This is a genomic window from Burkholderia sp. Ac-20384, assembly GCF_017104605.1.
GTDB lineage: Bacteria > Pseudomonadota > Gammaproteobacteria > Burkholderiales > Burkholderiaceae > Burkholderia > Burkholderia lata.
On record NZ_JAAGPE010000398.1, the window covers coordinates 1 to 7081 of the forward strand.

The 7081-nt window shown below is 68.5% G+C and carries 6 protein-coding genes; 2 read left to right on the plus strand and 4 right to left on the minus strand.

The window, feature by feature from the left end:
* The 3 genes from G3O00_RS38140 to G3O00_RS38150 form a co-directional block, all read right to left on the minus strand.
* The coding region (locus tag G3O00_RS38140) for a TolC family protein (RefSeq protein WP_206146097.1) at positions 1 to 941 on the minus strand (941 nt) is incomplete at its 3' end.
* Positions 938 to 4111, minus strand: a complete 3174-nt coding sequence (locus tag G3O00_RS38145; protein WP_206146098.1) for a multidrug efflux RND transporter permease subunit — start codon at positions 4109 to 4111, stop codon at positions 938 to 940. The genes G3O00_RS38145 and G3O00_RS38140, both read right to left, overlap by 4 nt.
* A 13-nt stretch (positions 4112 to 4124) precedes the next feature.
* Complete coding sequence (locus G3O00_RS38150) at positions 4125 to 5369, minus strand: efflux RND transporter periplasmic adaptor subunit (protein WP_206146099.1); 1245 nt, start codon at positions 5367 to 5369, stop codon at positions 4125 to 4127.
* An 80-nt stretch (positions 5370 to 5449) separates the two neighbouring features.
* On the opposite strand from G3O00_RS38150, the gene soxR reads away from it, so the two are divergent.
* The gene (soxR, locus tag G3O00_RS38155) at positions 5450 to 5929 is read left to right on the plus strand and encodes a redox-sensitive transcriptional activator SoxR (RefSeq protein ID WP_011354610.1); all 480 of its coding nucleotides are present in this window, start codon (positions 5450 to 5452) and stop codon (positions 5927 to 5929) included.
* Positions 5930 to 5984: 55 nt separating this feature from the next.
* Here soxR and G3O00_RS38160 read toward each other — a convergent pair whose 3' ends face one another.
* Complete coding sequence (locus G3O00_RS38160; RefSeq protein WP_206146100.1) at positions 5985 to 6746, minus strand: SDR family oxidoreductase; 762 nt, start codon at positions 6744 to 6746, stop codon at positions 5985 to 5987.
* A gap of 108 nt (positions 6747 to 6854) precedes the next feature.
* On the opposite strand from G3O00_RS38160, the gene G3O00_RS38165 reads away from it, so the two are divergent.
* The coding region (locus G3O00_RS38165) for a LysR family transcriptional regulator (protein ID WP_206146101.1) at positions 6855 to 7081 on the plus strand (227 nt) is incomplete at its 3' end.

The following is a 7081-nucleotide window of genomic DNA, read 5'->3' on the forward strand; positions in this document are numbered from 1 at the left end:
GGCCGCCGCCGCAGCAGGTCGCCCGGCGTGCCGGGATCGATGTCGGCGGCCAGCGCCGGCAGCGGCACGGGCGTGCCCGTCGACGCGGCTGCCTTCGGGAGATCGAAGCGGCCGATCAACGCGTCCGGCGTCTGCCCGGTCAGCACCGCGAGCCGGTGCTCGTCGACGCCGATCGCCGCTTCGTACACGGCGATCCGCGACGTCGTCGATTCGTACTGCGCGCGCGCCCGCGCCGCATCGAGTTCGGACCCTCTCCCCGCGCCGACGCGCGCATTGATCAGCGCGAGCGTCTGCTTCTGGTTGTCGGCGTTTTCACGCGCGATCCGCAGCCGCTCCTGCGAGCCGCGCAGATCGACGTACGTGCTCGCCACCTCGCCGGCGATCGCGACGCGCACCGCGCGCACGTCCGCCGCGCTGGCAGCCGTTTCCGCACGCTGCGATTCGATCGAACGGCGCACGCGGCCGAACAGGTCGAGCTCCCACGCCGCATTGATCCCGACGCTGGACGTCGGCGTATCGCGCTGGCTGCGCGGCGCGCCGAACGCCTGATCCTTGCTCATCAGCTGATGGCCGATCTGCCCGCTCGCGGTGATCGTCGGAAAGCGGTCGAACGTGGCCTGCGACAGCAGCGCATTCGATGCGTCGTAGCGCGACACGGCGACCTGCAGGTCCTGGTTCGCCGCGAGCGCCGTGTCGATCAGCTGCGTCAGCACCGGATCGCCGAAGCCGCGCCAGAACGTGGCATCGGCATCGGCCGACGCGTCGGGCGGCGTATCCGGCGTCGTACCGGGCGGCGCCGCATCGCGCGACGCCGCCGGATGCGCGTCGCGGGCGAACCGCGCGGCCGTGGCCGTGTCGGGCCGCTTGAAATCGGGGCCGACCGCGCACGCGGCGAGCGTCACCGACATCGCGAGCGCGGAAAGACGGAAAGCGGCGCTCATCGGTTTTCTCCTTCGAGGGTGCCGTGGTGTTCGCTCCACACGGCCGGCGTGCCGCCCGCGAGCTTGCGGATCGCCACATAGAACACGGGCGTCAGGAACAGCCCGAACAGCGTGACGCCCAGCATCCCCGCAAACACGGTGATGCCGGTGGCCGCCCGCACTTCGCTGCCCGCGCCGCCGCCGATCAGCAGCGGCACCGAGCCCGCGATGAACGCGACCGACGTCATCACGATCGGGCGCAGCCGCAGCTTGCACGCTTCGAGCGCGGCCTCGATCACGCCCTTGCCCTGGATTTCGAGCTCGCGTGCGAACTCGACGATCAGGATCGCGTTCTTGCACGCGAGCCCCATCAGCACGACGAGCCCGACCTGCACGAACACGTTGTTGTCGCCGCCCGACAGCCACACGCCGAACAGCGCGGCGCAGATGCACACGGGCACGATCAGGATCACCGCGAGCGGCAGCGTCCAGCTCTCGTACAGCGACGCGAGCACGAGGAACACGAGCATCACCGCAAGCGGGAACACGACGATCGCCGCATTGCTCTGCGTGACCTGCTGGTAGCTGAGGTCGGTCCATTCGAGCGTGATGCCCGGCGGGAGCACTTCCTTCGCGATCTGCTGGAGCTTCTCGATCGCCTGCGACGACGACATCACCTTCGGATCGGCATCGCCGATCAGGTTCGCGGCCGGATAGCCGTTGTAGCGAACGACCGGATCAGGCCCGTACGCCGGCGCCACCGTCACCATCGAGCCGATCGGCACCATCTCGCCCTTCGCGTTGCGCGTGCGCAGGTTCGCGATGTCGGCGGCCGTCTGCCGGTGGCCGGCATCGGCCTGCGCCATCACGCGGTACACGCGGCCGAACAGGTTGAAGTCGTTCACGTACATCGAGCCGAGATAGACCTGCAGCGTGCTGAACAGGTCGGTCAGCGCGACACCCTGCGCCTTCGCCTTCAACCGGTCGACCTTCACCTCGAGCTGCGGGATGTTCGCCTGGTACGAGCTGACCGGGTAGCTCATCCCCGGCGTTTTCGCGACCGCGCCCTGGAACGCCGTGAGCGCGTTCTGCAATGCGCCGTAGCCGAGCCCGCCGCGATCCTCCAGGTACAGCGAATAGCCCGAGCCGTTGCCGAGGCCCTGGATCGGCGGCGGCATCAGCGCATAGGTAATGCCGCCGCCGATCGCCGCGAAGCGCGCGTTCAGGTCCGCGTTGATCTGCGCGGCGCTGCGGTGGCGCTGGTCGAACGGCTTCAGGATCACGTACGAGTTCGTGATGTTCGGCGTGTTCACGCCTTGCAGCGCGTTCAACCCGGCAAACGCCGGCACCATCTCGACACCGTCGGTGCCGAGCGCGATCTTCGTCATCTGCTCGGTCACCTCGCTGGTGCGCGCGAGCGACGCGCCTTCCGGCAGCTTCGCGCCCGCGAACAGGTACAGCTTGTCCTGCACGGGGATGAAGCCGCCCGGCACCGCGTTGAGCAGCAGCGCAGTGGCCGCGAGCAGCGCCGCATAGACCGCGAACACCACCCCGCGCCGCTTCAGCGTGCGCGACACGAAGCCGTGATAGCGATCGGAACTGCGGTCGAAGAAGCGGTTGAACGGATGGAACAGCCAGCCAAACGCGCGATCGAGCCCGCGCGTGAGCGCATCCTTCGGCGCACTGTGCGGACGCAGCAGCTTCGCAGCGAGCGCGGGCGACAGCGTCAGCGAGTTGATCGCGGAAATCACCGTGGAAATCGCGATCGTCACCGCGAACTGCCGGTAGAACTGGCCCGTCACGCCCGACATGAACGCCATCGGCACGAACACCGCGCACAGCACGAGCGCGATCGCGACGATCGGCCCCGACACCTCGCGCATCGCCTGGTGCGCAGCGTCGCGCGGGCTCAGGCCCTGCGCGATGTTGCGCTCGACGTTCTCGACGACCACGATCGCATCGTCGACGACGATCCCGATCGCGAGCACGAGCCCGAACAGCGTCAGCGTGTTGATCGAATAGCCGAGCAGATAGAGCCACGCGAACGTGCCGACCACCGAGACGGGCACCGCGACGAGCGGAATGATCGACGCGCGCCACGTCTGCAGGAACAGGATCACGACGAGCACGACCAGCACGACGGCCTCGATCAGCGTGTGCTGCACCGCGCGGATCGATTCGCGCACGAACACCGTCGGATCCCACACGGGCCGGTACGCGACGCCGGGCGGGAACCGCTTCGACAGCTCGTCGAACTTCGCATACACGGCCTTCGCGACCTCGAGCGCGTTCGCGCCCGGCGACAGGAAGATGCCGACCACCGCCGATGGCTTGTCGTTGAAATACGAGCGCAGCGTGTAGTCGCCCGCGCCGAGCTCGATGCGCGCGACGTCGGACAGCTTCACGACCTGCCCGTCGTCGCCGGTGCGCAGCACGATGTCGCTGAACTCCTGCACCGTGCGCAGCCGGCCGCGCACGTTGATCGACAGCAGGAAGTCATTTTTCTTTGGCGACGGCTCCGCGCCGAGCTGGCCGGCCGACACCTGCACGTTCTGCTCGCGCACGGCGGCAATCACGTCGCTCGCGGTCAGGCCACGCGACGCGAGCCGGTTCGGGTCGAGCCACAACCGCATCGCATAGTCGCCGGAGCCGGACAGGCCGACGTCGCCGACGCCCGTGAGCCGCGACAGTTCGTCCTTCACGTGCAGCGTCAGGTAGTTGCGCAGGTACAGCGAATCGCGGCTGTTGTCCGGCGAATAGAGGCTCACGTACATCAGCGGCGTCGGCGACTGCTTCTGCGTGGTCACGCCGTACTGGCGCACCTCGTCGGGCAGGCGCGACAGCGCCTGGCTCACGCGGTTCTGCACGCGCACGGCGGCGGTGTCGGGATCGACGCCCTGCAGGAACGTGACGACGACCTGCAGGCTGCCGTCGGAACCGGCGACCGACTTCATGTACATGATGCCTTCGACGCCGTTGATCGCCTCTTCGAGCGGTTCGGCGACCGATTCGGCGATTTCCTTCGGGTTCGCGCCCGGGTAAGTCGCTCGCACGACGACGCTCGGCGGCACGACTTCCGGGTATTCGCCGGCGGGCAGCATCGGGATCGAGATCAGGCCGATCGCGAAGATCACGATCGACAGCACGACCGCGAAGATCGGCCGGTCGATGAAGAATCGGGAGAAATCCATTACCTGTCTCCCGTCACTGCACGGCCGGCGGCGCGCCGGCATCGGCGACGGCCTGCGTGCCGTTGCCCGGGCCGTTGCCAGTGCCGTTGCCTGCGCCATTGCCGGCACCACCGGCATCGGCGCGCGCGGGCAGCGCCTTCGGCTTCACCTGCGCGCCCGGATAGTAGATCCGCTGCACGCCGTCGACGACCACGCGGTCGCCCGCCTGAATCCCCTTCTCGATGATCCGCTCGCCATCCAGCCCGCGACCGATCGTTACGTCACGACGCAGCGCCTTGTCGCCGGGTCCGATCACATAGACGTACTTGCGGTCCTGGTCGGTGAGCACGGCCTTGTCGTCGACGAGCAAAGCATCCTGGTCGCGGCCGCTGACGAGCTGCACGCGCGCATACAGGCCCGGCGTAAACGTATGGTCCGCATTCGGCAGCCGCACGCGCGCGCGGATCGTGCCCGTTTGCGGGTCGAGCCGGTTGTCGAGGAAGTCGACGGTGCCCGCATGCGGGAAGCCCGTCTCGTTCGCGAGGCCCACGCGCACCGGATCGGCGCCGATCGCGCGATGCTTCGGATCGGCACGCCGCGCGTTGTAGCGCAGGTAGCTCTGCTCGTCGCAGTCGAAATACACGTAGACGGGGTTCTGCGACACGACGGTCGTCAGCAGCGTGTCGTCCGCGCGCGCCAGGTTGCCGACAGTGGCGACCGCACGGCCGACGCGGCCCGCGATCGGCGCGCGCACTTCGGTGAAACCGAGATTGAGCTTCGCATCGGCGACGGCCGCATCGGCCGCCTGCAGGTCCGCGCGCGCCTGCTCGGCCGTGGCGCGCGCGTTGTCGAGTTCTTCCTGCGACGTCGCATGCGCATCGATCAGCGTCTGCACGCGCTTGAGCTGCACGTTCGCGAGGCTCGCGGCCGCGCGGGCCCGCTGCAGCTGCGCGTTCGCGCGATCGAGCGCGATCCGGTACGGGCGCGGGTCGATCTCGAACAGCAGCTCGCCCTGCGCGACCAGGTCGCCTTCCTTGTAGGCGACGCGCTGCAGATAGCCGCTCACGCGCGGCCGCAGTTCGACCGCATCGACGGCTTCGACGCGTCCGTTGAATTCGTCCGCGAGGCGGATCGTGCGCGGCGCGATGGCGGCAACGCCGACTTCGGGAAGGGACTGGGCCGACGATGCGCCTTTGCCGTCGTGACAGCCCGACAACGCCAGCAGCAGTGCACAGGCCGCGCCCAAAGGCGACGTCCTGCGTAGGGATAAGGAGAGCATGATGCCTCGCGACGGGTTAAACTGCCGCGTAGCATAAAAGTTGAAGTTAACTTCAAGTCAAGCTTTCCCGGAGGGGCAACATGGGTATCCAGGAAACACCACAATGGCCGCTGATGTCGATTCGCGAAGTGGCCGCACGAAGCGGCGTACCGGCGTCGACGCTGCGGTTCTACGAGACGCGCGGGCTCATCAAGTCGCACCGTAACGGCTCGAGTCATCGCCACTATTCGCGCGCGGTGCTGCGGTTGATCGCGTTCATCGTGTTCGCGCAGAAGATCGGCTATACGCTCGACGAGATCGCCGAGCAGCTCGTCAGCCTCCCCGAGGACACCGCGCCGAGCAACAAGGACTGGCAGCGGCTGTCGCGCGGCTGGAAGCAGCGCGTTGCGAACCGGATCGAGGAGTTGCAGCGCCTGTACATCAACCTCGACGAATGTATCGGCTGCGGCTGCCTGTCGCTGAAGCGCTGCAAGCTGACGAACCCGGAGGACCGCGCGGGCCGCAACGGGCCCGGCGCGCGGCGCTGGCTCGGCGACAAGCCGCCGACGGATATCGAATGACCGGCAGGCCGGGCGCGGCGTGCGATGCCGCGCCCGGCCGCCGGGGTAGATTGCGTCACCCGACGCGCCAGCCGCCGTTCACCGCGATCGTCGCACCGGTGACGAACGATGCACGCGGCCCGGCGAGCCACGCGACCGCGTCCGCGATATCGTCCGGATGCCCGGCGCGGCCGGCCGGCGTCTGTTCGCGGATCGTCGCGGCGATGGCCGGCGCGACGCCGCTTTCACCGAAGAAGCGCGTGTCGGCGATATAGCCGGGCGCGACCGTATTGACCGTTGCGCCGCGCGGCCCGAGTTCGCGCGCCAATGCGACGGTGAACCCTTCGACGCCTGCCTTCGCCGCCGCGTACGCCAGGCCGCCCGGCAGCAGGCTGCCGGCGCGCGCCGCGATCGAGCCGATGTTGACGATCCGCGCACCCTGCTCTGCCAGGTGCGGCAGCACGGCCAGGGTCGTCACGAACAGGCTTTTCAGGTTCGCGTCGAGCACGGCGTCCCACACGCGCTCGGCCTCGCCCGCCTCCGTATCCGCGCCGACACGGCCGGTCAGTCCTGCGTTGTTGACCAGCACGTCGATGCAAGGCCACTGCTCGACGATCGCGGCGACCGCCGCCTCCGCACTCCGTCGTACGCTCAGGTCGGCCGCCTGCCCGATCGCCGCGCCGCCGAGCCGTGCGACGGCCGCTTCCAGCCGCGCCGCGTCGCGCCCGACGATCGCGACGCGATACCCATCCTCCACCAGCCGGCGCGCGATCGCAAAGCCGATCCCGCTCGACCCGCCCGTGACGATTGCCGTTCGCGCCTGTTCCCTCGCTGACATGACCTGCCCTCCCGAATGTCGACCGTTGATGACAAGACCATTCTGGGCAGCGCAGTGTGATAGGTAAAATACGAATTCGATGATCCACTGATACACAAAAGGTATCGCATGATCGATCTACGCCAGTTCAGGCAGTTCATCGCGGTCGCCGAGACGCTCAGCTTCCGGCGCGCGGCCGAGCGGCTGCACATGGCGCAGCCGCCGCTCAGCGCGGCGATCCGCAAGCTCGAGGACGAGCTGGGCGTCGCACTGTTCGAGCGCGACAACCGCGGCACGGCGCTCACGCCGGCCGGCGAGGCGTTCCTGCTCGAAGCGCGGCGCGCACTCGAACAGGC

Coding starts and splice junctions, on each gene's coding strand:
- G3O00_RS38145 (WP_206146098.1), bottom strand. CDS start 4,111: ATGGATTTCTCCCGATTCTTCATCGACCGGCCGATCTTCGCGGTCGTG.
- G3O00_RS38150 (WP_206146099.1), bottom strand. CDS start 5,369: ATGCTCTCCTTATCCCTACGCAGGACGTCGCCTTTGGGCGCGGCCTGT.
- soxR (WP_011354610.1), top strand. CDS start 5,450: ATGGGTATCCAGGAAACACCACAATGGCCGCTGATGTCGATTCGCGAA.
- G3O00_RS38160 (WP_206146100.1), bottom strand. CDS start 6,746: ATGTCAGCGAGGGAACAGGCGCGAACGGCAATCGTCACGGGCGGGTCG.